Source organism: Streptomyces sp. NPDC031445 (assembly GCF_055581365.1).
The window spans coordinates 1-25470 of sequence record NZ_JBVIJO010000007.1 but is presented as its reverse complement, the minus strand read 5'-3'; the positions used below and the strand labels follow the sequence as shown (position 1 = coordinate 25470).

Sequence of the window (25470 nt, the reverse complement as noted above, 5' to 3'; positions counted from 1 at the left end):
GGCCGTCGGTGGTCCTCGTGTGCCCGGTGCGCCGCTCATGAATCGTCACCGGAGCCGGTGCGGGACTCCAGCACGCGGCGCGTGTCGTTCCCGTAGACGCCCGTCTCGTCGCCGCTGATGCCGTACCAGAGCTGGAAGCGGGCCACGGCCTCGGTGAGGCGGGTGTCGTAGGTGCCGCTGGTGGAGCCGTCGCGGTAGACGTCCGGGACGCGCAGCAGGCGTCGCTGCAGGTCGGCGACCTCGGGTCCGGCGTCGCCCTGGCGGAGGGTGCCGGGGCCGTCGGGGTCGGGCGCGGTGGCGGGGGCCGTGGCCGGCGGTGCGGTGGTGACCGCGGGCGCCGGGCGGGCGGTCGCGGCGGCCTGCTGACGGCCTGGCAGGAGCAGGGCGCAGCCGAAGCCGGCGAGGGCCGCCGCCGCGACGGCCGCGGCCACGGCGGCCCGGCGCGGGCCCGCGCCGGGCACACCCGGGGGACGGGAGACCGGAGCGGGTACGGGCGGGAGTTCCCGGGTGTCGTCCTCGTGGTGTACGGGGCCGGGCGGCCGGATCTCCCGCATGAGTTCCGCGAGGCCGTCGAAGCGGCGCGGGCGCACCACCCGGACGGGCTCCGGGACCGGTCCGGGCGGCGGCTGTCCGGGATCGGGCGGTGTCGGCACCTGGCTCTCCTTCCGTCCCTCCGGCGGGGGCGGGGCTCCTGCGCCCCGCGTGCTCGGATACGGCGCCCGCCGCGGCCCCGTTCAGCGCCCCGCGGGGGTTCACGGATGGAGGTGCCGTTGCATCCAGTCGGCCGCCGCCCGGCGGAACAGGCGCCGGTTGTCCGCGCGCAGGAAGTCGTGCCCTTCGTCGCGCAGGGTCAGCAGTTCCGCGTGGACGCCCCGTTCCCGGGCGGCCCGGACGAACTGCTGGGACTCCCCCGGTGGCACGTTGGTGTCGTGTTCGCCGTGCACGGCCAGCACCGGCACGCGCAGCGCGTCGATGCGGCTCATCGGCGACAGGGCGTGCAGCAGGTCGCGGTCGCGCTCCGGGTGGCCGTACTTGTGCGCCGCCGATTCCGCGATCCACGGCTCCGTACCGGCGAAGAAGGTGAGGAAGTCGGACATGCCGCAGACGGCCACCCCGGTGCGGAACAGGTCCGGGTGCCAGACGAGGGAGGCGAACGTGAGGTAGCCGCCGTACGAGCGGCCCATGACCGCGAGCCGCGTCGGATCGGCGGGGCCGGCGGTGACCGCGTGGACCGCGCAGTCCGCGACGTCGTCGAGGGCGGCGAAGCGGCCCGCGCCCAGGTCGGCGTCGACGAACGAGCGGCCGTGCCCCAGGGAGCCCCGGACGTCCGGGGCGAAGACGTCCAGGCCGCGCCCGACCAGCTCGTGGTAGAGCGGGTTGAACACCGGGCGTTCCTGCTCCTCCGGGCCACCGTGCAGGTGGATCACGCAGGGTGCCGGTTCGTCGGGGGACCGCCCCGGCGCCCGGTAGTACCAGCCGTTCAGGGGCAGCCCGTCCCGCGCGGTCAGCCGCACGGGGACGGGGCGTACCGGTGGGCGGCCCGGCGGGACGGCGTCCTCGTCCTGGGAGGACCACGGGGTGCGCAGCAGGGACACGCCCTCGTGGGCCCACCACAGGCCCGGGCGGCGCTGGGACCCCGACAGCGCGAGCAGCAGGCGTCCGGCACCGGCGGCGGTCACGCGGGTGACGACCTCGTGGGGCAGCGGCAACGGCCGTGCCGGGCCCGTGCTGTCCGGGGTCCGTCCCGTCGGGAAGGTCTCGACGAGTTCCAGTTCGCTCGCGCCGCGCACGTTCCACGCGAGCGCGGCGGTGCGGCCGTCCTGGGCCAGCGCGAAGAGTTCCAGGTCGCTTTCCGCGCGCTGCGCCGCGACCGACACCGCGTGCGGCGCGCCGTCGGCGTCGAGGGCGACGGCGAGGAGGGCGGCGTACTCGCGGTCGTCGTTGCTGCGCAGCCACAGTGTCCGCGCGTCCGGGGAGAACCGGCCGATCCACGGATCGCCGTCGGCGACCGGCATGTCGAGGGTGGTCACCGAGTCGGCGGTGCGCAGGACGACCGCCTCGCGCCGTCCGCGCGGCCCCCGGCGCAGCAGCGCGAGGCCGCCGTCGGGGCTGAGGTCGCAGGCGCGCAGGGAGGCGGCGTGGGTCTCGGTGGTGAGCAGGACGGGCGAGGCCAGGCCGTCGGGATCGATCAGGTAGACCGACAGGCCGCCGTCGGGCCGGGCCGCCGGAGCCGTGGTGCCGGCCGGCGTCCCGTCCGGCGCCACCCCCGAGGCGGCGTCGTACGCGGCCGGGCCGAGGAGCGTGGCGTGACCGTCCCGGTCCGCCCAGTCGGCCGCCGGGCGCATCCCGGCGAGCAGGCCGTCGGCCGGGCCGGAGTCCGCCAGGCCCCGTGTGGTGAGGGTTCCGTACGCGGCGGCGGCCGGCGCCGCGACGGTGACGGCGACGGCCGAGCCGTCGTGCGCCCAGCAGCCCAGATAGGCGGAGCTGGCCGGGTCGGCCCCCGCCAGGACCCGGCGGCCGGTGCCGTCGGGCCGCACGCAGAGCACCCGTGAGTGCTCACCGCCGCCCGGCGCCGTGGTGTACGCGATCCACCGGCCGTCCGGTGACCAGGACACCTCCTTGACGGGGTCCGGTGAGGAGTCCAGCAGCCGCACCTCGTCGCCGTCGACGGGCCCGGCCCACAGCTGGGGCACGCCTCCCCGGTCGCAGATGAACGCCGTCTCGCTGCCGTCGGCGTTCGCGGAGGGGTACCAGCAGCCGTGCGCGCGCAGCCGGGTCACCGCGTCGCGCGGGCCGCCCGCCTCGGGCAGCGGCACCGGCGCGGGGGCGGCGGCCCGGGCGGCGTCGAGGACGTCCCCGGTACGGCGGTCCGGGGACCGGACGGGGCCCGCACCCGGCGGGCCCGGAGGTCCGGAGCGGATGACGGCGGGTGCCGGGCCGTGCGCCACCCGCGCGCCCAGGTCGTCGGTCACGTGATTCCGTGGGTCTGCAGCCATATCTCCAGCACAGCGATCTGCCAGAGCGCGTTCGCGCCCCGCCTGGTCCGGTGCTCGTCGGGCGCCTTGAGGAGCTCCGCCACGTACGCGTCCTGGTACACGCCGCGGCGCCTGGCCTCCGGTGCCTCCAGGGCCTCCCGCACGCGCCGCAGGACGGGGCCCGCCATGTGCCGGATGGCCGGAACGGGGAAGTAGCCCTTGGGCCGGTCGACGACCTCGTGGGGCAGCAGCTTGCGGCCCGCCTCCTTCAGCACGCCCTTGCCGCCGTCGGCCAGTTTCAGTTCCGGCGGGCAGGCCGCCGCCAGCTCGACCAGTTCGTGGTCCAGGAACGGCACCCGGGCCTCCAGGCCCCAGGCCATGGTCATGTTGTCGACCCGCTTGACGGGGTCGTCGACGAGCATGACGTGCGTGTCCAGCCGGAGAGCGGCGTCCAGCGCCGTCTCCGCGCCCGGTCGCGCCATGTGCTCCCGTACGAAGCGTTCCGAGACGTCCTCGCGGGGCAGCAGCTCGGGCCGCAGGATCCGGGCGAGGTCGGCGTGCGACCGGTCGAAGTAGGTCGCGGCGTACCGCTCCGGCTCGTCCTCGCGGGCGACCGACGCCAGCTGCGGGTACCAGTGGTAGCCGGCGAAGACCTCGTCGGCGCCCTGCCCGCTCTGCACGACCTTGACCTCCTTGGACACCTGCTCGGACAGCAGGTGGAAGGCGACCACGTCGTGGCTGATCATCGGCTCGCTCATCGCCTCGAACGCCCCGTCCAGGGCCGTCGAGACCCGTTCGGAGGGGACCATCAGCCGGCGGTGGTCGGTGCCGAACTCCCGGGCCACCAGATCGGAGTAGCGGAACTCGTCGCCCTCCTCGCCGCCCTCCGCCTCGAAGCCGACGCTGAACGTCATCAGGTCGCGCCGGCCCTCGTCGGCCAGCAGCGCGACGATGAGGCTGGAGTCGAGGCCGCCGGAGAGCAGGACACCGACCGGCACGTCGGCCACCGTCCGCCGGCGCACCGCCAGGCGCAGCGCGTCCAGCACCGCGTCCCGCCACTCGTCGGCCGTCATGCCGGCGTGCTCGGGCCGGCGCGTGTAGGACGGCTGCCAGTAGCAGTGGTCCCGGTACGTGCCGTCCGGTTCGACGACCCGCACGGTGGCCGGCGGGAGCTTGCGCACCCCGTTGAGGACGGTGTGCGGGGCCGCGACCGTGGCGTGCCAGCTCAGGTACTGGTGCAGGGCCACCGGGTCGAGTGAGGTGTCCACGTCACCAGCGGCCAGGAGAGCGGGCAGCGTGGAGGCGAAGCGGAGCCGGCCCGGCGTCCGCGCCAGGTAGAGGGGCTTGATCCCGAGCCGGTCCCGGGCGAGGACGACGCGGCCGGTCCGGTGCTCGGTGAGCGCGAAGGCGAACATGCCGCGGAAGCGCTCCACGCAGGCGGTCCCCCACTGCCGGTAGGCGTTGAGGACCACCTCGGTGTCCGACGTCGACCGAAAGCGGTGCCCGAGGCGGCGCAGCTCCTCCCGCAGCTCCGGGTAGTTGTATATGCAACCGTTGAAGACGCCGGTGACCTCGCCCCGGGCGTCCGTCATGGGCTGGGCGCCGCTGTCCGACAGGTCGATGATCTTCAGGCGGCGGTGTCCCAGGGCCACCGCGCCCCGTCTCCAGGTGCCCTGCCCGTCGGGTCCGCGGTCGGCGAGGCGCTCCGTCATGCGCTCGACCGCCGCGAGATCGGGCGACCGTCCGTCGAAGCGGACCTCCCCGCTCAGACCGCACATGACGCCCCGCCTCCGTCCGGCGCTCCGGACGCCCCTCCGGCGCGGAGCTGGGCGGTACTGCGATACATGACGTTCCCTTCCGTAGACGACAGAACGTGTCGCGCGGCTCGCCGATGCGGCGACTGCCACCGCCGACGTGCCGCAGCGCACGCGGGCCGGACCGGCGCCCGGACGTCTTCGGGGAACACGGACGCACACGGGCCGGCACCGGGCGGCTGCGGCGGCTTGTGCCGTGTTCGAGTGCCCACGCCCTGAGCAGGTAAGCCCCGCCCCGCGCACCCGGCGCGCCCGCACGTGGTGCACTCGGTGTATGAACCCTGTCCCGACCGATCGCGTGGGCGGTATCCCCGGCTCGGGCCCGGAGCTGGTCACCTTCGGGCACGGCACGGCCGACCGGACGGCGCTGGCGGAGCTCCTGCGGGAAGCCGGCGTCGCCGCCGTCGTGGACGTCAGGACCGCACCGGGCAGTCGCCGCGACCCGGACCTGTCGCGGCAGCGGCTGGCCGAGTGGCTGCCCGAGGAGCGGATCGCCTACCGCTGGGAGCGGCGGCTGGGCGGCTGGCGCAGGCCCCCGCCGGACTCACCGGACACCGTCTGGCGCAACGAGTCCTTCCGGGGCTACGCCGCTCACACCCGCAGCGCGGAGTTCCTGACCGCGATGGACGGCGTGCTGCGGCAGGCGGGCGGGGAGCGTACCGCGGTGATGTGCAGCGAGGCGGTGTGGTGGAGATGCCACCGGCGGCTGATCGCCGACTTCGCCGTCCTGGCCCGCGGGGCGCTCGTCCTGCACCTGACGCACGACGGCCGCCTCACGCCGCACAGCCCGACGCCCGGTGTCCGCCTCCGCGGTGACGGCCTGCTGGTCTACGACGACGGTCCGCGGGCGGCGGGGTGAGACCCCCCAGGCCGGCGGGGCCGCCCGCGCCGCGCGGGTGTGGCGGGCGCCCGGCGGGGCACGCGGAGTGCGGTCCAGCGATCGGAGGACGGTGCCACGATGACCGAGTACGCGCGTTCCCCCGTCCCGCCCGCTCGCCCCCCGGCACGCGGGGCCGCCGCGGGTCTCGGCACCGGCCGCACCGGCCGCACCGCACGGCCGCGCGTCGCCGTCACGGCCGGCTGACCGGCTCCGGAGCACGCCGTGGGACGCCCGAAGCAGTACGCCGTCGCCGCCTCCGGACAGTGGACCGACGAGGAGGACGGCCGGCGCCGGCTGCCCGCCGGCGAGGTCCACGCGTGGGAACCGGGTCTGAACCAGACCGTCTGCGGACTCTCCCTCAGCCGCTCCCGGCTGACGCGCTTTCCGCACGTCGGCTGGGCGGACACCTTCCCGGAGTCCGGGGGCGCGGCGGACCGGGTGCGGCGCGTGTGCCCGCGCTGCGCGTCCGTGGCCGGGCGCCGCGGCCCTGACGCCCGGCCCCGGTGGCACCGCACCAACCCCCGGCCCTGAGGGGCACGTCGGGGGCCGAGGTGCCGGGGTCGGCGCCGATCACCGTCAGGCCGGGACCAGCGCTCCCCGCGCGAACCGGCTCAGGGACGCGGTGAACGCGGTGACGAAGGCGTCCCTGGCCTCCTCCGGGAGCGCGTCGAGGGACAAGTAGGGGTTGAGGTCCTCCAGTTCGACCAGCAGCAGGCTTCCGTCCGCGGCACGGCAGGCGTCGACGCGCTGGATGCCGTGGCCGAGGTCGTTCCAGTCGATGAACCGGCGGGCGAACTCCAGGTCGGCGGCGGTGGCCTGGTACGGCCGCAGCTCCCAGCGGCGCTCGGGGTCGGGGGCGTGCAGGGCGTACTGGAAGTCGTCGTCGACGAAGTAGAAGGACACCTCGTAGGCGAAGTCCACGCACGGCTGGATCAGGACGTCCGCGGCGGCGAGTCCCGCGACGCCGTCCGCGGGGACGATCCGCAGGCCGAGGGAGTCGGCGCCCTGCTTCGGTTTGACCACGTACCGCTCGGCGGCCGGCAGCCGCTCCAGGTCCTCGGCGCGGTCGACGGTCGGGATCACGGGGAACCCGGCGGCGGTCAGGTCGAGCAGGTACTGCTTCCCGGCCATGTCGGCCTTCCCGGTGAGCGGGTTGTACACCCGGGTCCCGGCGGCGAGCGCCCGCGCGCGGAAGGCGTCGTACTCCTTGCGGTAGCCGAGGACGGGCCCGCTGTTGCGGACGACGACGGCGTCGAAGCCGTCCATCAGGGCCGCCGCGTCCACCGGATGGCACAGGGCCAGGTCGAAGTGGGCGCGCAGCCGGGAGGTGAGGTGGATGTCCTCCTCGCAGTAGCGGCGCCCGCGCGCCTGGTACGCCAGGTCGGTGACGTAGAGCAGGCGGGGGCGGGCGGCGGGCATGCGGGCTCCTCGGGGCGGCGCGGGGCCGCGGTCGTGGTGCGGGTGCGTGGTGCGGGCGCGGTGCGGGGCCGGTGCCGGCGGCGTCCTGGACGGCGGCGGCGACGGCGGAGAAAGGTTACGCCGCAGGGTACGGCGGCTTTCGGTCACCCCCGGTCACCGCCCCCTCCGGTCCAGTGCCCCCGCGGTCCGGCCGGGCCGTCCGGAGCTGACCCTGAAAGCACTCAGTTCCCCCGGCAGGTCGCTCGCACTGCACTGAGTGTCACGCACGCGCTCCGGGTGCTACGTTCCCGTCCATGAGCTCCAGCAGCGCGGTGCCGGCCGCGAAGCCGCCGATCCGGGACGCCCTGGTGGCGGCGGCCTTCCGGCTCTTCCTGGAACGCGGGTACGAGCAGACCACCGTGGACGACATCGTGGCCCTGGCCGGGGTCGGCCGGCGTTCGTTCTTCCGCTACTTCCCCTCCAAGGAGGACGTGGTCTTCCCCGACCACGAGCGCTGCCTGGCCGACATGACCGCCTTCCTCGCGGCCGGCGGCGCCGGACACGAGCCGGTGCGGCGGGTGTGCGACGCGGCCCGGCTGGTGCTGCGGATGTACGCCGAGAACCCGGCCTTCTCCGTGCAGCGCTACCGCCTCACCCGGCAGGTTCCGGGGCTGCGCGCGTACGAGCTGTCGGTGGTGTGGCGCTACGAACGCGCGCTCGCCGAGTACCTCCGCGCCCGTTTCGCGGACCGGCCCGACGGCACGCTGCGCGCCGACGTGATCGCGGCCGCGGTCGTCGCCGCGCACAACAACGCCCTGCGCTCCTGGCTGCGTGCGGAGGGGAAGGGTGACCCGGGGGCCGAGGTGGACCACGCGCTGGGGTACGTGCAGAGGACCTTCGGCCGGCCGGGGTCGGAGCCGGCCGGCGCGCGGGCGGAACGGCCCGACGACGTGGTGGTGCTGGTGTCCCGCAGGGACGCGCCGCTGTGGCGGGTGGTACGGGAACTGGAGGCGGCACTCGGCCGGAACTGACCGGGAACAGGGGTCATTAGGGGTACCGAGTGCCTTTACGAGTGACACTCAGTGCCATACCCTGTCGGCGTGCGCGGTGGCACGGCAACCGCGCACACGTGTGTCCGGTCCGCCCTGGGCACGCGGGATTCCGGCCGAGCGCAGGGAGTTGACCAGCGTGTACCACCCCTCAGCAAGCACCTCGCACCCGGTGGCCGGTGCCGCGGCGGGCGTTCTCGATCCCGCCGCCACGGACTCCAAGGACGCCATCCTCTTCCAGCGCTGCACCTGGTGCGGCACCGCGATGTACCACCGGCTGCTGTGTCCGGTCTGCCAGGGCAGTGAGCTGCGCACGGAGCGCAGCGAGGGCGTCGGCACGGTCCGCCACTCCACGGTGGTGCACCGCAACTCACCGGCGGCGCGCAATGTGTCGCTGATAGAGATGGCCGAGGGGTTCGTCGTCCGGGGCCGGGTCATGGGCCCGCCGATCGGCATCCACAGCGGTGACCGGGTGCGGCTGTCCACCGCCAAGGACCCGGTGCGCGGGGAGCCGGTCTTCCAGCTGGTGGACGAGCCGTACCGCGCCTGGACCTGACTCCCCTTCACGCCGCCTCCGGCAGGAAGGCGAAGCCCGGCCGGATCACGTCCGCCGGGCTCGGCCTCCGCTCGGTCAAGTCCCTCACGGACGCGCTGCCGCGCGTGGGCATCGGCCTGGACGCGTCGCAGGGCGCCGGTCCCGGGTGGCCCTCAGTCCCCGAGGGTGACCCGGAGGCCGACGGTGCCGTCCAGGCCGCGCCGCAGCCGGCTGCCCAGCAGGGTGAGGCGGCCGAGGAGGCCGTACTTGCGGGCGATCAGGCCCCGGTAACGGGCGGTGGTGGCCGGATCGGCGATCTCGGCGGTGGCCGGCACCTGGTCGCCGGTCGGGTTGCCGCGCACGTCGCACGGGCCGACGAGAACGTCCGGGCGGCGCCGGATCCGCTTGACCTTCCCGCTGCCGGCCGCCGTCCACACCCCGAGCGCGTCGCCGTCCCGTACCACCCAGACCGGGGTCGCGACGGGCCTGCCGTTCTTCCGGTAGCTGGTCACCAGCAGGTACGTGCCGGACCCGAGCCGGTCGAGCCGCGTGTCGTCCATGCCCGCAGTGTAGGAGAGCGGCCCCTGCCCCGCGAAGCCCGGTGCACGCGGGCAGGCCCGCCAGCTCCCGGCGGAGAACCCCGGACCGGGCGGCGGAGATCAACTCGGGCGTCTAGATTGCGTCTTGCACGGTGCAGTCCCCGTCAGGCGTCTTCGCCGGACACCCCTCAGGCATCCCTTCAGGCACCCAGGAGCTGACCCACGTGACCGACAACCCGGCAGCCGCCAACGACGTGGCCGCGTCGCTGCGCTCCCGCATCAGCACCGGCCAGCCGCACACCGCCCGGATCTGGAACTACTGGCTCGGCGGCAAGGACAACTACGAGGTCGACCGCGCGGCCGGCGACCAGATCCGCCGGCTGCACCCGGGCATCGGGGAGTACGCGCGCGCCGACCGGCTCTTCCTGGGCCGCGCGGTGCGCCATCTGGTCGGCGAGGTGGGCATCCGGCAGTTCCTGGACATCGGCACCGGGCTGCCCACCGCCGACAACACGCACGAGGTGGCGCAGCGGATCGCGCCGGAGTCCCGGATCGTGTACGTCGACAACGACCCGCTCGTCCTCGCGCACGCGCGCGCCCTGCTGACCAGCACTCCGCAGGGCCGCACCGACTACCTGGACGAGGACCTGCGCAACGTCGACACGATCCTCGAACACGCGGCGAAGACGCTGGACTTCAGTCAGCCGGTGGCGCTGATGCTGCTCGGGGTGGTCATCTTCATCGGCGACGAGGAGGACCCGTACGGCCTGGTACGGCAGTTGACGGACCGGCTCCCGGCGGGCAGCCACCTGGTGCTGTCGCACACCATCACCAGCCCGTCGATGCCGGACGTGGACGAGGCGGTGAAGTTCTGGAACGAGCACGGCACCCCGAAGCTGAAGCAGCGCACCCCCGAGGACGTGGTCCGGTTCTTCGACGGCCTGGAGTTGCTGGAGCCGGGAGTGGTGTCCTGCTCGCGGTGGCGCCCGGAGGGCGGCGACGGGGCCGAGCCGGAGGAGGTCGCCATGTTCGGCGGGGTGGCCCGCAAGAACTGACCGCGCACGGCAGTTCACCGCCGCCGGTGAACGCCGTGGCCCCGGCCCCCGTATGGAGGAGCGGGCCCTCGACGATCCGGGGGCCTCGCGGTGCCGGTACGGGCAGCGCGCGTTCAGGTTCGGCTTCGGGAGCCACGCATGCGGCACGCACGACGACGGGTCGTCCGGCGAGTGACACGGCTGGCGGCGGTCGGCGGACTCCTCCTGGGGGGCGCGATGGTCGCCCAGGCGGCCATGGCGAGCGAGACACCGCCCGCCGCCGTCAGACCGCTCGCCGCCACGGGCGGCGCCGGCGCCGCACTGGTGGCACGGCTCGGCACGGCCCGTACGGCGGGCGACTGGATCGGCGCCGACGGGCGTACGGTCGTCGCGGTGACCGACCAGGCCGCGGCGCGGGAGGTGCTGCGGGCCGGGGCGGAGCCGAAGGTCGTGCCGCACAGCATGAACGAGCTCAAGTCGGCGACGGCGGCGCTGCGTTCGGCTCCGCGCGTGCCGGGCACGGCGTGGGCGGTGGACTACCGGACCAACCGGGTCGTGGTGCGGGCGGACCGCACCGTGTCGGCCGGGGACTGGTCGCGGCTGACCCGGGTCGCCACGGGGATCGGCAGCTTCGTGCACATGGAGCGCACGAAGGGCACGTTCACCACACGGCTGAACGGCGCGCAGCCGATCCTGTCGACGGGCGGGCGCTGCTCGGCCGGGTTCAATGTCACCGATGGGCGGTCGGACTTCATCCTGACCGCCGGCCACTGCGGGCCCGCCGGGTCCACCTGGTTCGCCGACAACCAGGGGGACCGGCAGCTCGGCCGGACGGTCAGCAGTTCCTTCCCGGGCAGTGACTTCTCGCTCGTGCAGTACGCCGGCGGCAAGGCCGGCGCGGGCGCCGACGTCGTCGCGATCGGCGGGGGCAAGGGGGTGCGGATCACGGGGGCCGCCGATCCGGCGGTGGGGCAGCGGGTGTTCCGCAGCGGCAGCACCAGCGGTCTGCACGACGGCCAGGTCACGGCGCTGAACGCGACCGTCAACTACCCGGAGGGCACGGTCACCGGGCTCATCGAGACCACCGTGTGCGCCGAACCGGGCGACAGCGGCGGCCCGTTGTTCTCCGAGGGCATCGCGCTCGGCGTCACCTCGGGCGGGAACGGCGACTGCACGGCGGGCGGGACCACGTTCTTCCAGCCGGTGAGCAAGGCGCTGACGGCGCTCGGGGTCCGGCTGCTGGTGTCGGCGCAGAACGCGGGCGGCGCCCCGGGCGGCACCTCCTCCCCCGCGCCCGCGGCTTCGGCGGCCCAGGGCGCGATGGCGCCGAACGCGGCCTCGCCGGGCTCCTCGGCGCCGGTCACGGGCGCGTCGCAGGGCGGCACTCTGCTGGCGCGGCTGACGGACACCCGGAACGTCGGGCCGGGGCTGCTGGTCATCGCGGGCAGCCTGATCGCGCTGGTGGCGACCCGGTACATCCGGGCCGAGCAGGACCGCAAGGCGTATCAGCGGTACTACTCGGCGACGTGGGGCTGAGAGGGGGCCGGGGAGAACGACGAGAAGGGCACCCGTGTGTTCACGGGTGCCCGGGACGGTTCGGCGCGGTGTGCGCGGGGTCGGTCAGGCAGCCCGGTGCGGTCGCGGGGCCGCGGCGGCCCACTCCATCACGAGCCGCTGGTACTCCGCGCGCTGCTCGGTGGTCAGTGTCCCGCCCGACCGGCGCCACAGGGCCCGGATCTCCTCGTTGACCTCCGCGGCCGATCGCTCGGAGACGGCTTCAACAGTGGTGGACATGCTGTGAAGCATATGCCGATCGACGTGAAGGCGCTGTGATTAAGTGCCCGCGATACGGACATTCCGGACCGTGTTACTCATCACGTCAATGTGTCAACCGGAAGCGGGAATTCACTGCCCGTGCCGCTCCCCCGTCCCCCCGGCTCTTTTGGCTCAGCCCCCGGTCCGGCCCAGCACCAGCACCTGGATGGCCAGCACGGCGGCGCCGCGCGCCCAGTCGTGGAAGTCGGACACCTTCGTCTCCAGGTCGACCGGGGCGGCCAGCGGGTGCCGGTGGGAGCGGATGGTGTCGCGGACCGTGTTCCCCGCCACGTCCATCAGGCCGACGCCCTCTCCGGCGAGCAGGATCTTCTGCGGCATCGCGAAGTTGGCGATCTGCGCGATCAGGGTGCCCAGGGCCCGGGCGGCCTCGTCGACCACCCGGGAGCACATGGGCTCACCGGTGGCGGCAGCGGTGAGGATCTCCTCGTAGCCGACGTCCCGGCCGGTGGCGGCGCGCACCTGGTAGCGGATGCTGGGGATGCTGAGCAACGACGTGGCGCTGCCGCGGGCGCCCTCGGGGGTGAGCGGGCCGTACGGGTCGATGATCCAGTGCCGGCCGAAGCCGCGGTCCTCCTCGTCGTACGGCACCCGGCTGCCGCCGAGCACCAGCCCGTAGCCGATGCCGGCGCCGATGGTCAGCACGGCGAAGCGGTCGAGTCCCCGGCCCGCGCCGAACCAGGTCTCGGCCTCCACCAGGGCGGCGACGTCGTTCTCCACGACGACCGGCAGCCCGGTGCGCTCCCGCACGAGCGTGCCGAGCGGTACGTCCCGCCAGCCCAGGAAGGCCGACTCGCCGACCACCGCACGCTCCCGCACCCGTCCGCCCACGCCGATGCCGATGCCCGCCGGGGCGGGGTGGCGTCCGGCCAGTTCGGCGGCCATCTCCGCCAGCAGCGCGGCGACGGCGTCCGGGTCGTGCGTGGTCAGCGGCCGGTCCAGCCGGCCGGTCACCTCACTGCGCAGGCTGGTGACGACGCCGTAGACCCGGTCGGCGGTGATCTTGAATCCGAGGAAGGAGCGGGACTCGGCGACGATGTCGAGGGGCCGTGACGGCCGCCCCTGACGGTTCTCGCCCGCCCCGCCCGCCTCGGCGGCCTCCACCAGCAGCCCGGACTCGATGAGCGGTTTCGTGAGCCGGGTGAGGCTGCCCTGGGAGAGGCGCAGCCTGCGGGCCAGCTCGGTGCGGGACAGCGGGCCGTGCACCAGCACCTCGATGGCCACGGAGCGCTCCGGGGGGCTCAGCGGCAGCCAGCTGGTCATGACAGCGAACCTCTCTGGTTTTCTTCCGATGCAGAAGTAACCGGCTCAGCATACGCGGACGTCTCTCACCGGACAGTGGATGCGAGCAGATGTCACCCGGCTCTTGACGGTCTAATTATTCCATGGCGAAAGTAATCCCCATGACCTTCTCCCTCGGTATCGTCGGCGCCGGACAGTTCTCCGGGCAGTTCGCCACCCTCTTCCACGCCCATCCCGGAGTCGGTGACGTCTATGTCACCGACCTGCTGCCCGAGCGGGCCGAGCGGCTCGTCGCCGCACAGGGGCTCGCGGGCACGTTCCCGTCGTACGAGGCGATGCTGGAGTCGCCGGCGGTCGACGCGGTCGCGATCTTCACTCAGCGCTGGACCCACGGACCGCTGGTCCTCCAGGGACTGGCCGCGGGCAAGCACGTCTACTCGGCCGTCCCCATGGCGATCAGCGTGGAGGAGATGGCCGCGATCATCGACGCGGTCCGGGCCACCGGGCTGACGTACATGATGGGCGAGACCAGCCACTACCACCCGGCGACCGTGCACGCCCGCAACCAGATCGCGGCGGGCGCCTTCGGCCGGCTGTTCTACGCCGAGGGCGACTACGTCCACGACATGGACCTCGGGTTCTACGAGGCCTACCAGTACAGCGGCGGCGAGAACTGGAAGGCGACCGCCAGCTATCCCCCGCTGCTGTACCCGACGCACGCGGTGGGCGGAGTGCTCGGGGCCTGGCAGACGCACGCGGTGAGCGTGTCCGCGATCGGGGTGCGCGACGAGCGCGGCGACGGCGTCTTCGACCGTTCGGTCAGCCAGTTCGACAACGACGTGTCCAACGCGACCGCGCTGTTCGAGGTGGCGGGCGGCGGATCGTTCCGTACGAACGAGTTCCGGCGGGTCGGCTACCCCTCGCACATCCGCGAGTCCCGGTTCCGGTTCTTCGGGACGGAGGCCAGCATGGAACAGCTGGCGACGGTGGCGCTGTGGCAGGACAAGAAGGGCGTCGAGGACATCAGCGAACTGCTGGAGCCGAAGCCGACCCTGGCCCCCGACGACCCCTCGCTGGCGCACATCGCACCGGAGCTGCGCGCGGCCTTCACCTCCGGCTCGGCGCCGGTGCACGACCGGTCACGGCTGCCCCGGGAGTTCGACCACCTGCACAACGGGCACGAGGGCAGCCACCACTTCCTCGTGGACGACTTCGTCACCGCCGTCACCACGCGGACGCTGCCGTCGGTGAACGCGTGGGTGGCAGCCCGCTACACCCTGCCGGGCGTCATCGCGCACGAATCGGCACGGCAGGGCAGTGTCCGGCTGGAGATCCCCGACTTCGGGGACGCGCCGGAGGCGTGACCGGTCCCGGCGGGCTCAGGTGCCGGGCTTGCGGCCGTAGACGAAGACGTCGTCACCGTTCTTCAGCAGCGACCAGTACTTCTTGGCCGTCGCGGTGGTCATGTTGACGCAGCCGTGCGAACCGGGCGGGTTCCACATGCTCAGACCCACCGAGTGGAAGGCCTGGCCGCCGTCGAAGAACTGGCTGTAGGGCATCGGCACGTTGTAGAGGGTGGAGACGTGGTCGATGTCCCGCCAGTAGATCTTCTTCAGGCCGGTGCGGGTCTCGTAGCCGTCGCGCCCGGTGCGCACCGGCACCGGGCCGTAGACGAGCCGGTTGCCGTCCTGGATCCAGCTGAGCTGGAGCGTGAGGTTCACGCAGGCGATGCGGCCCTTGTTCACCGGGCACTTGCCGTCCTTGTTCGGCTTGTTCCCGACGGCCTTCTGCTTGTTCATCAGGTCCATCACGCCCCAGGTGACGGGACCGGCGTAGCCGATGTTCGGCGTGATGCCGTGCTTGTTCTGGAAGGCCTGGACGGCCTTGCAGTCGGTGGCGGACTGCTTGCCGTCCACCGGCCGGCCCAGGAACTTCTCCACCTGCTTCTGGTACGGCCCCGTCCGCGTGGTGCAGCTCGCGGCCTGGGCCGGCGTCGCTGTGAACGCGAGCGCCAGCGGCGCCACCAGTCCCGTGACGCCCAGCGCGACCGCGCCTCGTCTGCGTATGACCCCCATGTCGGCCTCTCCCCTTCCCCTTTGCCCGTTTCGTTCGCCCGGGCCTCCCCCGGTGCTCTCCAGCGCGATTCCCGCGATGTCGGACTACTAGACCCGGACCGGCCGGGGATGGTTGTGGTTCCGGTCAGGCTGTGACGAAACGGTGAACTTCCGGCCGTACGGCGCCCCGGCCGGTGCGCGGTGACCCTCTACGCTGCGCCGCATGGACCCTGTTCTCGCCGACGACCTCGCCCGGCTCCCCGAACTGCTCCAGGCCGCCCGTGATCTCGCCGTCCGGGAGGTGGCGGGGCTCGCCGGGCGGCCGGTCGCCGCGCCCGGGCCGGTACCCGGGCTAGACCCGCTCCCGGCCGCGGGCGTGGGCGGTGACGGCGCCCTCGCCCGGTTCGCCGAACGGTGGGCGCCCGGTTTCTCCGGTTCCGCCGGTCCGCGCTACCTCGGCTTCGTCACCGGCGGCGCCACTCCCGCGGCGGTCGCCGGTGACTGGCTGACCTCCGCCCTCGACCAGAACCTGTCGGGGGCGGGCGGTTCCTGGGCGCAGGAGCTGGAGCGGGAGACGGTGGCGTGGCTGCGCGAGCTGTTCGGGCTCGGCGAGGCGCACAGCGGGGCGTTCGTGACGGGCGCGACCATGGCGAACACGGTCGGTCTCGCGATCGGCCGGGAGTGGGCCGGCGAGCGGCTGGGCGTGGACGTCTCCCGGGCGGGCGCCGCCGCGCTGGGGCCGCTCGACGTGCTCTCCGGCAGCCCGCACTCCAGCATCGGGAAGGCGATGTCGGTGCTGGGCCTGGGCCGGGACCGGCTGCGGCCGGTGCCGCTGCTGCCCGGTGGCCGGGAGGCCGTCGACGTGTCCGCGCTCAGGACGGCGCTGGCCGGGGCCGGTGGCCGGCCGGTGCTGGTCGTCGCGAACGCGGGCACCGTGAACACCGTCGACTTCGACGATCTGCGGGCCATCGCGGCGCTGAAGGAGCGGTACGACTTCTGGCTGCACGTGGACGCGGCGTTCGGCGCCTTCGCCGCGCTGTCCCCGGAACACGCCGCGCTGGTCGACGGGCTCGACGCGGCCGACTCGGTCTGCGTGGACCTGCACAAATGGCTGAACGTCCCCTATGACGCGGCCGTCCAGTTCACCCGGCGGCGCGATCTGCAGGTGGCGGTGTTCCACAACGCCTCGCCGTACCTCGGCCTGCCCGGCACCGACCCCGACTTCCTGCACCTGACGCCGGAGAACTCGCGCCGGCTGCGCGCCCTGCCGGCCTGGTTCTCGCTGGTGGCGTACGGGCGGGACGGGCACCGGGAGGTCGTGGAGCGGAACGTGGCGCTGGCCCGCCGGCTCGGCGCGGGCGTCGACGCGCTGCCGGGCCTCACCCTGCTGGCACCGGTCCGGCTCAACGTCGTGTGCTTCACCCTCGCCACGGACCCGTCCGCGGAACGGGTGGCGGCGCTGGCCCGGGCGGTCGCCGCGTCCGGGGAGGCGTACGTGACGCCGACGGTGTATGGCAGGGTGCCCGGGCTGCGCGCCGCGTTCAGCAACTGGCGGACCACCGAGGCCGACACGGACCGGGTGCTCTCGGTGCTCGCCGCGGCCTCGGGCTGAGGGTCAGGAGGTGTGCCGGACGGCCGCGCGGAAGCCGGTGTTGACGGCGGTGAGCCCGCCGTCGACGACGAGGGAGGTCCCGGTGATCCAGCCGGCGTCGCGCGAGGCGAGGAAGGCGACGGCGGCGGCGATGTCCTCCGGCTCGCCGACCCGGCCGAGCGGGTACAGGGGGCGGACCGCGTCGAGTTCGTCGTCGCGGCCTTCCCACGCCGAGGTGCGGACCGTGCCCGGCACGACCAGGTTGACCCGCACGCCCCGGGGCGCCGCGTGCCCGGCGAGGGTGCGGGTGAGCGAGCCGAGGCCGGCCTTGGCGGCGCTGTAGCCGTGGTTGCCGAAGTCCTGCGCGCCGTTGACGGAGCCGATGCTGACGATCGCGCCGCGTCCGGTGGCGGCGAGGTGCGGCAGGGCGGCGCGGCAGCAGCGGTAGGCGCCGGTGAGGGTGATGTCGAGGTCGCGCGCCCACGCCTCGTCGGGGCCGTCCTCGAACAGCGGTGTGTCCGCGGTGCAGTGGGCGGCGCTGTTGACCAGCACGTCGAGCGAGCCGAACGCGGCGACGGCGTGGGCGACGGCCGCCTCGACGCGGGCGCGGTCGGCCACGTCACAGGCGAACGCCTCGGCGGCGAGGCCCTGTCGGCGCAGCGCGGAGGCGGTTCCTTCCGCCGCGGCCGGGTCCCGGTCGGTGACCAGCACCCGGCCGCCCTCCTCGGCGAGCCGCCGGGCGACGGCCGCACCGATGCCCCGGGCGCCGCCCGTGACGAGAACTCCGTGTCCTGCGAAGCGAGTCGGATCAGTCATGGGCCGACGGTACGGCCACCCGGGCGCGCTTTCACCGGTCCGGCACCCGGTTTCACCGGTAGCCGGTGACGTCCGCCGGCTTGCCCGCGTCCTGCACCTCGACCAGGTACCGCCAGGCGTCCGGCCGGCTGCCGTCGAGGTCGGTGAAGCCGTACACCCGGGCGAGGCCGCCGCTGGAGAGCGACCGCCCGTTGAACCGGGACACGTCCGGATCGGCGGCCAGGGCCGCGACGGCCCGGCCGGTGAACCGCGGGGTCTCGGAGATGGCGAAGTGGGGTTCGCGCGCCAGGGCGTCCCGCCAGTTCTCCTCGCGGACGCCGAACGCGTCGAGCATGATCTCGGAGCGCATCCAGCCCGGGGTGAGGGCGACGGCGGTGGCGCCGCGCGGGCCGAGTTCGTGGCCGAGGGCGAAGGCCATGCGCAGGACGGAGGTCTTGGCGAGGTCGTAGAAGAAGTTCACCCGGTAGGTGTCCCGGTTGTACTCGGCGGTGCCGTCGGTGACCTCCACGACCAGGCCGCCGGGGTGCCGCAGCAGCAGCGGCAGGGCGTAGTGGCTCGTGACGGCGTGGGTCTCGACCGCGAGGCGGAGCAGGCGGAGCCCGTGGTCGAGGTCGTGCTCCCACACCGGGGTGTCCCACTCGAAGAGGTTCTCGCCGCCCCAGATGTCGTTGACGAGGACGTCGAGGCGGCCCCGCTCGGCCGCGACGCGGTCCACCAGGGCGCGTACGGCGGTCTGGTCGAGGTGGTCGACGGCCACGGCGATGCCCTGCCCGCCGGCCGCGGTGACGAGGTCGGCGGTGTCCTCGACGGTCTCGGGGCGGTCGTACTCCGAGCGGCGGGCGCGGGTGCTGCGGCCGGTGACGTAGACGGTGGCGCCGGCCGCGCCGAGTTCGACGGCGATGCCCCGCCCGGCGCCCCGGGTCGCCCCGGCGACCAGCGCCACCTTGCCTTCCAGCGGTCCTGACATGTCCGGCCTCCCGTGCGGTACGACTGCGCTGCGACTGCTGTCGTCGCCCACTGTCGCCGGGAAGCCGGACATCTTCTGTCGGCTTTTACGCCGAGCCCCGCGATGTGCCGCCACCGGATCCGGCGGCGGGGCCGCGGTGGCGGCCGGGGTCAGTGGCCGCGGGCGATCCACTCCTCCAGGTGGGGGGCCTCGTCGCCGATGGTGGTGCCGTCCCCGTGCCCGGTGAGGACCTTGGTCTCCGGCGGGAGGGTGAGGAGGCGGTCGCGGAGGGAGTCGATGATGGTCGGGAAGTGCGAGTAGGAGCGCCCGGTGGCCCCGGGGCCGCCCTTGAAGAGGGTGTCGCCCGTGAACACGGTGCCCAGGCCCGGGTCGTACAGGCAGACGGCGCCGGGTGCGTGCCCCGGGGTGTGCAGGACGGTGAGGTCGGCGCCGGCGGCCTCGATGACCTGGCCGTCGAGGAGGTGCCGGTCGGGGTCGCGGTGCGGGTGGGTCTGCTTCCACAGCGCCAGGTCGTCCGGGTGCAGCCAGATCGTCGCGCCGGTGCGGTCGGCGAGTTCCGGCGCCGCGTTGACGTGATCGTTGTGGGCGTGCGTGCACACGATCGCGGTCAGCCGGCGGTCGCCGACGGCGCGGGCGATGGCCTCCGCGTCGTGGGCGGCGTCGATGACGATCACCTCGCGCTCGTCGCCGACGATCCAGACGTTGTTCTCCACGTCCCAGGTGCCGCCGTCGAGGGTGAACTGACCGGAGGTGACGAGGCGTTCGATGCGCGCGGCCATCACAGCACCACCACCGAACGCAGCACGTCACCGTGGTGCATCCGCTCGAACGCCTGCTCCACCTGGTCCAGTTGGATCGTCTCGGTGACGAACGCGTCGAGCGGCAGGCGGCCCTGCAGGTGGAGGTCGATCAGCATGGGGAAGTCCCGGCTGGGCAGGCAGTCGCCGTACCAGGAGGACTTCAGCGCGCCGCCGCGGCCGAAGACGTCCAGCAGGGGCAGTTCGAGCTTCATCTCGGGGGTGGGGACGCCGACGAGGACGACGGTGCCGGCCAGGTCACGGGCGTAGAAGGCCTGCCGGTACGTCTCCGGGCGGCCGACGGCCTCGATGACGACGTCGGCGCCGAAGCCTCCGGTCAGCTCGCGGATCGCCTCGACCGGGTCGCTCTCCCTGGAGTTGACCGTGTGGGTGGCGCCCAGCGTGCGGGCCTTCTCCAGCTTGCGGTCGTCGATGTCCACGGCGATGATCTTCGCCGCTCCGGCCAGGTTCGACCCGGCGATCGCCGCGTCGCCGACACCGCCGCAGCCGATGACGGCGACCGAGTCGCCCCGGCCGACGTTGCCGGTGTTGATCGCCGCGCCGATACCGGCCATCACCCCGCAGCCGAGGAGGCCCGCGACCGCCGGGGAGACGGCCGGGTCGACCTTGGTGCACTGGCCGGCCGCGACGAGTGTCTTCTCGGCGAAGGCGCCGATCCCCAGGGCCGGGGACAGCTCCTGGCCGGTGGCCGCGAGGGTCATCTTCTGCCGCGCGTTGTGGGTGTTGAAGCAGTACCAGGGCCGGCCGCGCAGACAGGCCCGGCACTGCCCGCACACCGCGCGCCAGTTGAGGATCACGAAGTCGCCTGGGGCGACGTCGGTGACGCCCTCGCCGACCGACTCCACGACCCCGGCGGCCTCGTGGCCGAGCAGGAAGGGGAAGTCGTCCGAGATGCCGCCCTGCTTGTAGTGCAGGTCGGTATGGCAGACCCCGCAGGCCTGGACGCGTACGACGGCCTCGCCGGGCCCCGGGTCCGGCACCACGATCGTCTCGACCCGTACGGCCTCGTCCTTGCCCGGTGCGATCACGCCGCGGACTTCCTGCGCCATGGTCTGGTTCCTTCCTTCGTTTGCCTTCGCCACCGACACTACGCGGGACCGATCGGTAGCGGGCCGGTAGCGGGGCGGACCACGAGGAGGTTGTTGGATCTTCCCGGACCGGCGCGCGGGCATCGCCCGGCGGGCCCGGGCAGCGGCGAGGGCCGCCCCGGCGGGACGGCCCTCGTGCCGGCGGGCGGGATCAGTGGATGGCGCCGGCCAGACCGAGCAGCGGCGCGGCGGGCGCGAGGGCCTGCTCCACCTGGCTGAGCTGGTTCAGCTCCTGGAGGTGCTTCAGCTCCTGCACCTGTTCGGTGACCCGCGGCACCCGGCCCCGCTGCTCCGCCGGGAGGTCACTGACGGCGAGCGAGTCGAGCGTGCTCAGCGCGCCGAGCTTCCCGACGAGCGGTGCGCCCGTTCCTGCCGCGTTCGCCTGGGGTACGGCGAGGCCGGCGATCCCGGCGGCCAGACCGACGGCGGCGGCGATACGTCGTGTTGAGATCATGCCCTCAGCAACGGCGCCGGGCCCCGGGCGGACACGGGCGGCGGGCCGCGCTCACCCGTGAGGTGGAGCGCGCGGCCGGGCTTGCCGGGGCCGTCCGGGCGGAGGAGTCTCGGAGGTGGGCCCGTGCGGCCCGCTCCTGGCCGGACCGCACGGCGCCTGGACCACACGGGCACGTGAAGGAGGTCACCATGGGTACCTCGGCGGGGTCCGCCTTCGACACCGACACACTGCGCCGGGCCGTCGAGGGCAACACCGGCAACAACCTTCTGTCGCTCTACGCGGACGACGCGGAGATCCGCATCGTCGACCGCAACAACCAGCCCAGTCACCCCACGGTCCTGCACGGCCGAAGCCAGATCGCCGAACTGCTGGACGACGTCTACAGCCGCGACATGACACACAGGCTGGACCGGTGCGTCGTCCAGGGCGACCACGCGGCCTACTGCGAGTCCTGCGAGTATGGGGACGGCACCCGGGTCCTCGCCGAGTCGATGGTCACCCTGCGGGACGGCAAGATCTCGGATCAGCTGATCATCCAGGCCTGGGACGAGTAGCCCCGGCCGGGTACGGCGGGAGCGGGAAGGAGGCCGAGCGGGGTCGCGGGCCGGGAGGCCGTACGCACCCTCGGTTACGCTGTACGCGGGCCGTGACTGGCGCTGAGGTGGAGTACCACCGGGGAGCGGTCCGCACTGGCTGCCGCGCGCCTGGGCGAGGAGAGCCGATCCAGCCCAGGAGTGTGCAGCATGACCCAGGCCCGTCTGATGGACGGCACCGCGCCCGCCCGCCGCATCGTCGAGGAGACCACGCAGAGGGCCGCCGCTCTCACCGAGCGCACCGGTACCAGGCCGTGTCTGGCGACCGTACTGGTCGGCGAGGACCCGGCGTCCGTGACGTACGTCCGGATGAAGCAGAACCGCAGCCGCAAGGCCGGCATCGAGTCCCGGCACGTCGCCCTGCCCGCGACCACCACGACCGGTGAACTCGTCGCGACGCTGCGGGAGTTGTCGGCCGATCCGGGGGTGCACGGCATCCTGCTCCAGCACCCGGCGGGCGACCACGTCGACGAGCGGGCCGCGTTCGAGGCGATCGCGCCCGAGAAGGACGTCGACGGTGTCACCTTCGCGTCGTTCGCCGCGATGAGCTTCGGGCTGCCGGGCTTCGTCTCCGCCACGCCGGGCGGCATCCTGCGGCTGCTCGACGAGTACGGCGTCGACCCGGCCGGGAAGCGGGCCGTGGTGGTCGGCCGCAGCGCGATCCTCGGCAAGCCGGTGGGCATGCTGCTGCTCGCCCGGGACGCGACCGTCACCTACTGCCACTCGCGCACCCGCGAGCTCTCGGCCGTGGTCCGCGAGGCCGACATCGTCGTGGCCGCGGTCGGCCGGCCGCGGCTGATCCGGGGGCAGGACATCAAGCCGGGCGCGGTCGTCGTCGACGCGGGCTACAACCCGGGGAACGTCGGCGACGTCGACTTCGACTCGGCCGTGGAACGGGCCTCGCTGATCACCCCGGTACCGGGCGGCGTCGGCCCGATGACGATCGCCACGCTCCTGGACCAAACGGTGACGGCGGCCGCCCGGCAACTGGGGGCGTAGGGCCGGCACGGATCCCTGCCGGGGGGCGGCACCGGGCGGCGGCCGAGCCGCGCTGGACGGCAGGGACCACCGAGAGGCGGCGCCCGCCGACGCCAGACGGCCGGGCCGACCCGGGCGGCAGGAGGCACCGCCGGCTGCCCGGCAACGCCTGCCAGTGACCTACCGCCCGGGGTCGTCCGGCGATGCCCGGCGGTGGCCCGGGGGCGGGGCCGAGCAGCACCGGGCGGCGGCCGAGCCGCGCTGGACGGCAAGGACCACCGAGAGCCGGCGCCCGCCCACGCCAGACAGCCGGGCCGACCCGGGCGGCAGGAGGCACCGCCGGCTGCCCGGCAACGCCTGCCAGCGACCCGCCCCCCCGGGATCGTCCGGCGACGCCCCGGCGGCGGCCCGTGGGCGGGGCCGAGCAGCACCGGGCGGCGGCCGAGCCGCGCTGGACGGCAAGGACCACCGAGAGCCGGCGCCCGCCCACGCCAGACGGCCGGGCCGACCCGGGCGGCCGCAGGCGCCAGGCGCCGACCCGCCGGCTGTCCGGCACACCCCGGGCCGGACCGGGACGGCCTCGGTGGAGGTGCGGCCCCTGTCGGTGGGCGCGGAGGCGACCCCGCCGCTGGCCTCCGGGCACACGGTGACGGTCACGGGGGCGGACTTCCGCTACCGGGCGGACGCGGCGGCCTGCCGGCGACCCGCCGCCCGGGATCGTCCGGCGATGCCCGGCGGTGGCCCGTGGGGCATCGCCGGGCAGTATCAGACACCGGTCAGCGCAGCCAGGCGCTGTAGTCCATGACGTCCCCCGCCTTGACGCCGTACTCGGGGGCGTCGCGGGTGAAGGTGGTCTCCAGGCCGAGGACGGTGCCGGTGCGCGGGTCGAGGATCAGCATCCGCCGGCCGCCCCCGCCCTCGTACACGTAGGCCTGCCCGGGGCGGCCGAGGCGGTCGGTCACCTGTCCCGCGGCCCGCAGCCCCTTGGCGTCCGCGAGGAGCCTGACCAGTGCCGCGGACTCGCGCGCGCCCAGCGTCCAGTGGTCCAGCAGCGTCGCGACGGCGTCGAGGAGCCGGGGGGTGTCCAGGGAGTCGGTACGGACGGTCTCGGCGAGGTAGGCGCGCAGGGCGGCCGGGGTGTGCGGCGGTGGCGCCTCGGGCGGGGCGTCGCTCCAGCTCGGCGGGTAGGTGGCCCGGCTGAGGACGTGGCCGTCGGCCACCACGCGGGGGTCCCCGCCCTCGTCGGTGAGGACCGGGCGGCCCGGACGGCGCGGGTCGGTCGCCACGACCAGCTCGGTGTGGCTGTGGTCCGCGCGCCAGCGCACGACCCTCTCCTCGGGCAGGGTGACGGGCGGCTTGCCGTCGGCCATGCTCAGGCTCCACGACCGCACGTGCGTGCCCTTGCGCAGGCGCGGCGAGCCGTCGGCGGCGGCGGTCGCGGCCAGGTCGGCGAGCTGCGTCAGCGGGACGGGCGGCGAGTCGGCGCGGACGGCCAGCGGCCGGGGCGCGGCGAGGGCCGGCGGGGTGTTCGGCCCGCCGACCAGCGCGGCGAGGGCGGTCGCCAGTACGACGCCCGTGGCCGCGAGGCCCCACAGCAGCCGGGCGCGGGGGGCGCGGCGCGGCACGCGGGGCCGGTCCAGCAGCCGCTCCAGCCGCCACTCGGCGCGCTGGTCCAGGGGCCCGTCGCCGAAGTACGGCCCGTCGTCCGGTACGGGGTTGGCGCGTCGGAGGAGTTCGAGTTCGTCAGGCATGTCGGGGGTCCTTGCGCAGCGTCGCGTCGGTGGTGGGCGCGGAACGGGAGGCCCGCCGGCCGGGACGGGCGTCGCCGTCGGGCAGCGGTCCGCCGGGGCACACCGCTGGCAGCGCTTCGCGCGGCGGTTCCCCGGAGGACGCCTCGGCCGGTGCCCCGACCGACGGTGCCGCGGGGCTCGGGCGCGGCCCGGGCGGCGGTGCCGCAGCGCTCAGGCGGTCGATCTCCGTGCGCAGGCGGCGGCGGGCGCGGTGGAGGCGCATGGCTGCCGCGCGGCGTCCGCAGCCGAGGGCGACCGCGATCTCCTCGGCGCCGAGTTCCTCCCAGGCGGCGAGGCGCAGTATCTCCTGGTCGGCCGGGGACAGCCGGTCCAGCGCCTCGTGCACCCAGGCGCCCGGCGCCTCCGTGTCGGGGCCCGCCTCGATGTGCCGGCCGTGCGCCGCCTCGTCGTTGCCCAGCCGGTCCACCAGCCGGCGCCGGCGCCCGTAGCCGCGTACCGCGTTGGCCAGGCAGTTCCGGGCCACCCCGTACAGCCAGGGCAGCGGCGCGGCCGGCAGGTCGGCCCGGCGTCGCCAGGCGACCGTGAACACCTCCGCCACCACTTCCTCCACCTCGTCGGTCCGCCCCTGAAGCCGCCTGGCGACATAACGGCTGACCGCCCAGTAGTGCTCGCGATAGGCAGCGGCGAAGATCTCGTCGTTGCTCATGTTCGGTTCGTGTCCGGCACTGCCCGGATCGTCACACCCTTCTTCCGTGATGTTCCTCGCGTCCCCCGAGTGTGACCCGCGGGCCGGGCGCGGACACAGGCGGGGCGTGAAGAGGATCCGAAACACCAGAGCCGTGCAGTGGCTCACCAGCACCGATCACAAGACGATCGGCACGCTGTATCTGGTCACAGCGTTCGCGTTCTTCCTGATCGGTGGCGTGATGGCGCTGCTGATGCGCGCCGAGCTGGCCCGGCCGGGCTTGCAGTTCATGTCGAACGAGCAGTTCAACCAGGCGTTCACGATGCACGGCACGATCATGCTGCTGATGTTCGCGACGCCGCTGTTCGCCGGTTTC

At 74.3% G+C, this 25470-nt stretch carries 25 protein-coding genes, 1 pseudogene and 1 riboswitch; of the genes and pseudogenes, 11 read left to right on the top strand and 15 right to left on the bottom strand.

Annotation, left to right across the window (positions count from 1 at the left end; translation table 11 throughout):
• Window positions 1-35 precede the first annotated feature (35 nt).
• The 3 genes from ACZ5DC_RS19505 to ACZ5DC_RS19495 form a co-directional block, all read right to left on the bottom strand.
• Window positions 36-653: a peptidoglycan-binding protein gene (locus tag ACZ5DC_RS19505; protein WP_468654239.1), complete on the bottom strand. Its 618-nt coding sequence runs from the start codon at window positions 651-653 to the stop codon at window positions 36-38.
• Between the two features lie 99 nt (window positions 654-752).
• The gene (locus tag ACZ5DC_RS19500) at window positions 753-2972 is read right to left on the bottom strand and encodes a S9 family peptidase (RefSeq protein ID WP_468654237.1); all 2220 of its coding nucleotides are present in this window, start codon (window positions 2970-2972) and stop codon (window positions 753-755) included.
• Entirely contained in the window at window positions 2969-4753 is a 1785-nt protein-coding gene (locus ACZ5DC_RS19495) for an N-acetylglutaminylglutamine amidotransferase (protein ID WP_468654235.1), read from the bottom strand. The genes ACZ5DC_RS19500 and ACZ5DC_RS19495 overlap by 4 nt, the downstream gene beginning before the upstream one ends.
• Before the next feature lie 310 nt (window positions 4754-5063).
• Here ACZ5DC_RS19495 and ACZ5DC_RS19490 point away from each other — a divergent pair, with 310 nt between their 5' ends.
• Both ACZ5DC_RS19490 and ACZ5DC_RS19485 read left to right on the top strand, forming a co-directional pair.
• Window positions 5064-5648 (top strand): DUF488 domain-containing protein, encoded by a 585-nt coding sequence (locus ACZ5DC_RS19490; RefSeq protein ID WP_468654233.1) that lies wholly within the window; start codon window positions 5064-5066, stop codon window positions 5646-5648.
• A gap of 243 nt (window positions 5649-5891) precedes the next feature.
• Window positions 5892-6200, top strand: coding sequence for a hypothetical protein (locus ACZ5DC_RS19485; RefSeq protein WP_468654231.1), 309 nt, complete (start codon window positions 5892-5894; stop codon window positions 6198-6200).
• A gap of 45 nt (window positions 6201-6245) precedes the next feature.
• On the opposite strand, the gene ACZ5DC_RS19480 is transcribed toward ACZ5DC_RS19485, so the two are convergent.
• Window positions 6246-7088: an ATP-grasp domain-containing protein gene (locus tag ACZ5DC_RS19480; protein WP_468654229.1), complete on the bottom strand. Its 843-nt coding sequence runs from the start codon at window positions 7086-7088 to the stop codon at window positions 6246-6248.
• Between the two features lie 293 nt (window positions 7089-7381).
• On the opposite strand from ACZ5DC_RS19480, the gene ACZ5DC_RS19475 reads away from it, so the two are divergent.
• Complete coding sequence (locus tag ACZ5DC_RS19475; RefSeq protein ID WP_468654227.1) at window positions 7382-8098, top strand: TetR family transcriptional regulator; 717 nt, start codon at window positions 7382-7384, stop codon at window positions 8096-8098.
• Window positions 8099-8255: 157 nt separating this feature from the next.
• Window positions 8256-8672 carry a Zn-ribbon domain-containing OB-fold protein gene (locus tag ACZ5DC_RS19470; protein WP_366750947.1) on the top strand — a complete coding sequence of 139 codons (417 nt, stop codon included), beginning with the start codon at window positions 8256-8258 and terminating at the stop codon, window positions 8670-8672.
• Window positions 8673-8824: 152 nt separating this feature from the next.
• Here the strand turns inward: ACZ5DC_RS19470 and ACZ5DC_RS19465 are convergent, their stop codons facing one another.
• On the bottom strand, window positions 8825-9211 hold the full coding sequence (locus ACZ5DC_RS19465) for a PPOX class F420-dependent oxidoreductase (protein WP_366750946.1): 387 nt from the start codon (window positions 9209-9211) through the stop codon (window positions 8825-8827).
• A 203-nt stretch (window positions 9212-9414) separates the two neighbouring features.
• Between ACZ5DC_RS19465 and ACZ5DC_RS19460 the strand changes: the two genes are divergently transcribed.
• Together ACZ5DC_RS19460 and ACZ5DC_RS19455 are read left to right on the top strand one after the other, a co-directional pair.
• Window positions 9415-10245 carry an SAM-dependent methyltransferase gene (locus ACZ5DC_RS19460; protein ID WP_468654224.1) on the top strand — a complete coding sequence of 277 codons (831 nt, stop codon included), beginning with the start codon at window positions 9415-9417 and terminating at the stop codon, window positions 10243-10245.
• 138 nt (window positions 10246-10383) lie between these two features.
• Complete coding sequence (locus ACZ5DC_RS19455) at window positions 10384-11760, top strand: S1 family peptidase (RefSeq protein WP_468654222.1); 1377 nt, start codon at window positions 10384-10386, stop codon at window positions 11758-11760.
• A gap of 84 nt (window positions 11761-11844) precedes the next feature.
• Here ACZ5DC_RS19455 and ACZ5DC_RS19450 read toward each other — a convergent pair whose 3' ends face one another.
• A complete protein-coding gene (locus ACZ5DC_RS19450; RefSeq protein WP_171150422.1) occupies window positions 11845-12030 on the bottom strand; it encodes a hypothetical protein in 186 nt (61 codons plus the stop codon).
• Window positions 12031-12171: 141 nt separating this feature from the next.
• Window positions 12172-13320, bottom strand: a complete 1149-nt coding sequence (locus tag ACZ5DC_RS19445) for an ROK family protein (RefSeq protein WP_468654219.1) — start codon at window positions 13318-13320, stop codon at window positions 12172-12174.
• 140 nt (window positions 13321-13460) lie between these two features.
• Here ACZ5DC_RS19445 and ACZ5DC_RS19440 point away from each other — a divergent pair, with 140 nt between their 5' ends.
• The gene (locus ACZ5DC_RS19440; protein WP_468654859.1) at window positions 13461-14663 is read left to right on the top strand and encodes a Gfo/Idh/MocA family protein; all 1203 of its coding nucleotides are present in this window, start codon (window positions 13461-13463) and stop codon (window positions 14661-14663) included.
• A gap of 15 nt (window positions 14664-14678) precedes the next feature.
• Here the strand turns inward: ACZ5DC_RS19440 and ACZ5DC_RS19435 are convergent, their stop codons facing one another.
• Window positions 14679-15374, bottom strand: coding sequence for a L,D-transpeptidase family protein (locus ACZ5DC_RS19435; protein ID WP_366750941.1), 696 nt, complete (start codon window positions 15372-15374; stop codon window positions 14679-14681).
• A 202-nt stretch (window positions 15375-15576) separates the two neighbouring features.
• Between ACZ5DC_RS19435 and ACZ5DC_RS19430 the strand changes: the two genes are divergently transcribed.
• Window positions 15577-16965, top strand: coding sequence for a pyridoxal phosphate-dependent decarboxylase family protein (locus ACZ5DC_RS19430; RefSeq protein ID WP_468654217.1), 1389 nt, complete (start codon window positions 15577-15579; stop codon window positions 16963-16965).
• A 3-nt stretch (window positions 16966-16968) separates the two neighbouring features.
• Here the strand turns inward: ACZ5DC_RS19430 and ACZ5DC_RS19425 are convergent, their stop codons facing one another.
• From ACZ5DC_RS19425 to ACZ5DC_RS19405, 5 genes are all read right to left on the bottom strand, one after another.
• Complete coding sequence (locus ACZ5DC_RS19425) at window positions 16969-17760, bottom strand: SDR family NAD(P)-dependent oxidoreductase (RefSeq protein ID WP_468654215.1); 792 nt, start codon at window positions 17758-17760, stop codon at window positions 16969-16971.
• Window positions 17761-17812: 52 nt separating this feature from the next.
• On the bottom strand, window positions 17813-18727 hold the full coding sequence (locus ACZ5DC_RS19420; protein ID WP_468654213.1) for an SDR family oxidoreductase: 915 nt from the start codon (window positions 18725-18727) through the stop codon (window positions 17813-17815).
• A 149-nt stretch (window positions 18728-18876) separates the two neighbouring features.
• Entirely contained in the window at window positions 18877-19506 is a 630-nt protein-coding gene (locus tag ACZ5DC_RS19415) for an MBL fold metallo-hydrolase (RefSeq protein WP_468654211.1), read from the bottom strand.
• A complete protein-coding gene (locus tag ACZ5DC_RS19410; protein ID WP_468654209.1) occupies window positions 19506-20594 on the bottom strand; it encodes an S-(hydroxymethyl)mycothiol dehydrogenase in 1089 nt (362 codons plus the stop codon). Before ACZ5DC_RS19410 ends, ACZ5DC_RS19415 begins: the two co-directional genes overlap by 1 nt.
• A 190-nt stretch (window positions 20595-20784) precedes the next feature.
• The gene (locus tag ACZ5DC_RS19405) at window positions 20785-21087 is read right to left on the bottom strand and encodes a hypothetical protein (RefSeq protein ID WP_468654207.1); all 303 of its coding nucleotides are present in this window, start codon (window positions 21085-21087) and stop codon (window positions 20785-20787) included.
• Between the two features lie 188 nt (window positions 21088-21275).
• Here ACZ5DC_RS19405 and ACZ5DC_RS19400 point away from each other — a divergent pair, with 188 nt between their 5' ends.
• A complete protein-coding gene (locus tag ACZ5DC_RS19400; RefSeq protein ID WP_468654205.1) occupies window positions 21276-21641 on the top strand; it encodes a nuclear transport factor 2 family protein in 366 nt (121 codons plus the stop codon).
• An 82-nt stretch (window positions 21642-21723) separates the two neighbouring features.
• A riboswitch (ZMP/ZTP riboswitch) is annotated at window positions 21724-21804 on the top strand.
• A gap of 26 nt (window positions 21805-21830) precedes the next feature.
• Window positions 21831-22679 carry a bifunctional 5,10-methylenetetrahydrofolate dehydrogenase/5,10-methenyltetrahydrofolate cyclohydrolase gene (locus ACZ5DC_RS19395; RefSeq protein WP_468654203.1) on the top strand — a complete coding sequence of 283 codons (849 nt, stop codon included), beginning with the start codon at window positions 21831-21833 and terminating at the stop codon, window positions 22677-22679.
• Window positions 22680-23434: 755 nt separating this feature from the next.
• Here the strand turns inward: ACZ5DC_RS19395 and ACZ5DC_RS19390 are convergent.
• Both ACZ5DC_RS19390 and ACZ5DC_RS19385 read right to left on the bottom strand, forming a co-directional pair.
• On the bottom strand, window positions 23435-24409 hold the full coding sequence (locus ACZ5DC_RS19390; RefSeq protein WP_468654201.1) for a CU044_5270 family protein: 975 nt from the start codon (window positions 24407-24409) through the stop codon (window positions 23435-23437).
• A 208-nt stretch (window positions 24410-24617) separates the two neighbouring features.
• Window positions 24618-25115, bottom strand: a pseudogene (locus ACZ5DC_RS19385) (RNA polymerase sigma factor); the annotation flags it as partial.
• 106 nt (window positions 25116-25221) lie between these two features.
• Between ACZ5DC_RS19385 and ACZ5DC_RS19380 the strand changes: the two are divergent.
• Window positions 25222-25470: cbb3-type cytochrome c oxidase subunit I (locus ACZ5DC_RS19380; protein ID WP_468654199.1), on the top strand; the 249-nt coding region annotated here is incomplete at its 3' end.

What these genes read in the sequence shown, in the direction of transcription:
- ACZ5DC_RS19480 (WP_468654229.1), bottom strand. Translation starts at nt 7,088, where the DNA reads ATGCCCGCCGCCCGCCCCCGCCTGCTCTACGTCACCGACCTGGCGTAC.
- ACZ5DC_RS19395 (WP_468654203.1), top strand. Translation starts at nt 21,831, where the DNA reads ATGACCCAGGCCCGTCTGATGGACGGCACCGCGCCCGCCCGCCGCATC.
- ACZ5DC_RS19415 (WP_468654211.1), bottom strand. Translation starts at nt 19,506, where the DNA reads ATGGCCGCGCGCATCGAACGCCTCGTCACCTCCGGTCAGTTCACCCTC.
- ACZ5DC_RS19490 (WP_468654233.1), top strand. Translation starts at nt 5,064, where the DNA reads ATGAACCCTGTCCCGACCGATCGCGTGGGCGGTATCCCCGGCTCGGGC.
- ACZ5DC_RS19450 (WP_171150422.1), bottom strand. Translation starts at nt 12,030, where the DNA reads ATGCTTCACAGCATGTCCACCACTGTTGAAGCCGTCTCCGAGCGATCG.
- ACZ5DC_RS19435 (WP_366750941.1), bottom strand. Translation starts at nt 15,374, where the DNA reads ATGGGGGTCATACGCAGACGAGGCGCGGTCGCGCTGGGCGTCACGGGA.
- ACZ5DC_RS19405 (WP_468654207.1), bottom strand. Translation starts at nt 21,087, where the DNA reads ATGATCTCAACACGACGTATCGCCGCCGCCGTCGGTCTGGCCGCCGGG.
- ACZ5DC_RS19410 (WP_468654209.1), bottom strand. Translation starts at nt 20,594, where the DNA reads ATGGCGCAGGAAGTCCGCGGCGTGATCGCACCGGGCAAGGACGAGGCC.
- ACZ5DC_RS19430 (WP_468654217.1), top strand. Translation starts at nt 15,577, where the DNA reads ATGGACCCTGTTCTCGCCGACGACCTCGCCCGGCTCCCCGAACTGCTC.
- ACZ5DC_RS19390 (WP_468654201.1), bottom strand. Translation starts at nt 24,409, where the DNA reads ATGCCTGACGAACTCGAACTCCTCCGACGCGCCAACCCCGTACCGGAC.
- ACZ5DC_RS19455 (WP_468654222.1), top strand. Translation starts at nt 10,384, where the DNA reads ATGCGGCACGCACGACGACGGGTCGTCCGGCGAGTGACACGGCTGGCG.
- ACZ5DC_RS19475 (WP_468654227.1), top strand. Translation starts at nt 7,382, where the DNA reads ATGAGCTCCAGCAGCGCGGTGCCGGCCGCGAAGCCGCCGATCCGGGAC.
- ACZ5DC_RS19495 (WP_468654235.1), bottom strand. Translation starts at nt 4,753, where the DNA reads ATGTGCGGTCTGAGCGGGGAGGTCCGCTTCGACGGACGGTCGCCCGAT.
- ACZ5DC_RS19440 (WP_468654859.1), top strand. Translation starts at nt 13,461, where the DNA reads ATGACCTTCTCCCTCGGTATCGTCGGCGCCGGACAGTTCTCCGGGCAG.
- ACZ5DC_RS19420 (WP_468654213.1), bottom strand. Translation starts at nt 18,727, where the DNA reads ATGTCAGGACCGCTGGAAGGCAAGGTGGCGCTGGTCGCCGGGGCGACC.
- ACZ5DC_RS19425 (WP_468654215.1), bottom strand. Translation starts at nt 17,760, where the DNA reads ATGACTGATCCGACTCGCTTCGCAGGACACGGAGTTCTCGTCACGGGC.
- ACZ5DC_RS19400 (WP_468654205.1), top strand. Translation starts at nt 21,276, where the DNA reads ATGGGTACCTCGGCGGGGTCCGCCTTCGACACCGACACACTGCGCCGG.
- ACZ5DC_RS19465 (WP_366750946.1), bottom strand. Translation starts at nt 9,211, where the DNA reads ATGGACGACACGCGGCTCGACCGGCTCGGGTCCGGCACGTACCTGCTG.
- ACZ5DC_RS19445 (WP_468654219.1), bottom strand. Translation starts at nt 13,320, where the DNA reads ATGACCAGCTGGCTGCCGCTGAGCCCCCCGGAGCGCTCCGTGGCCATC.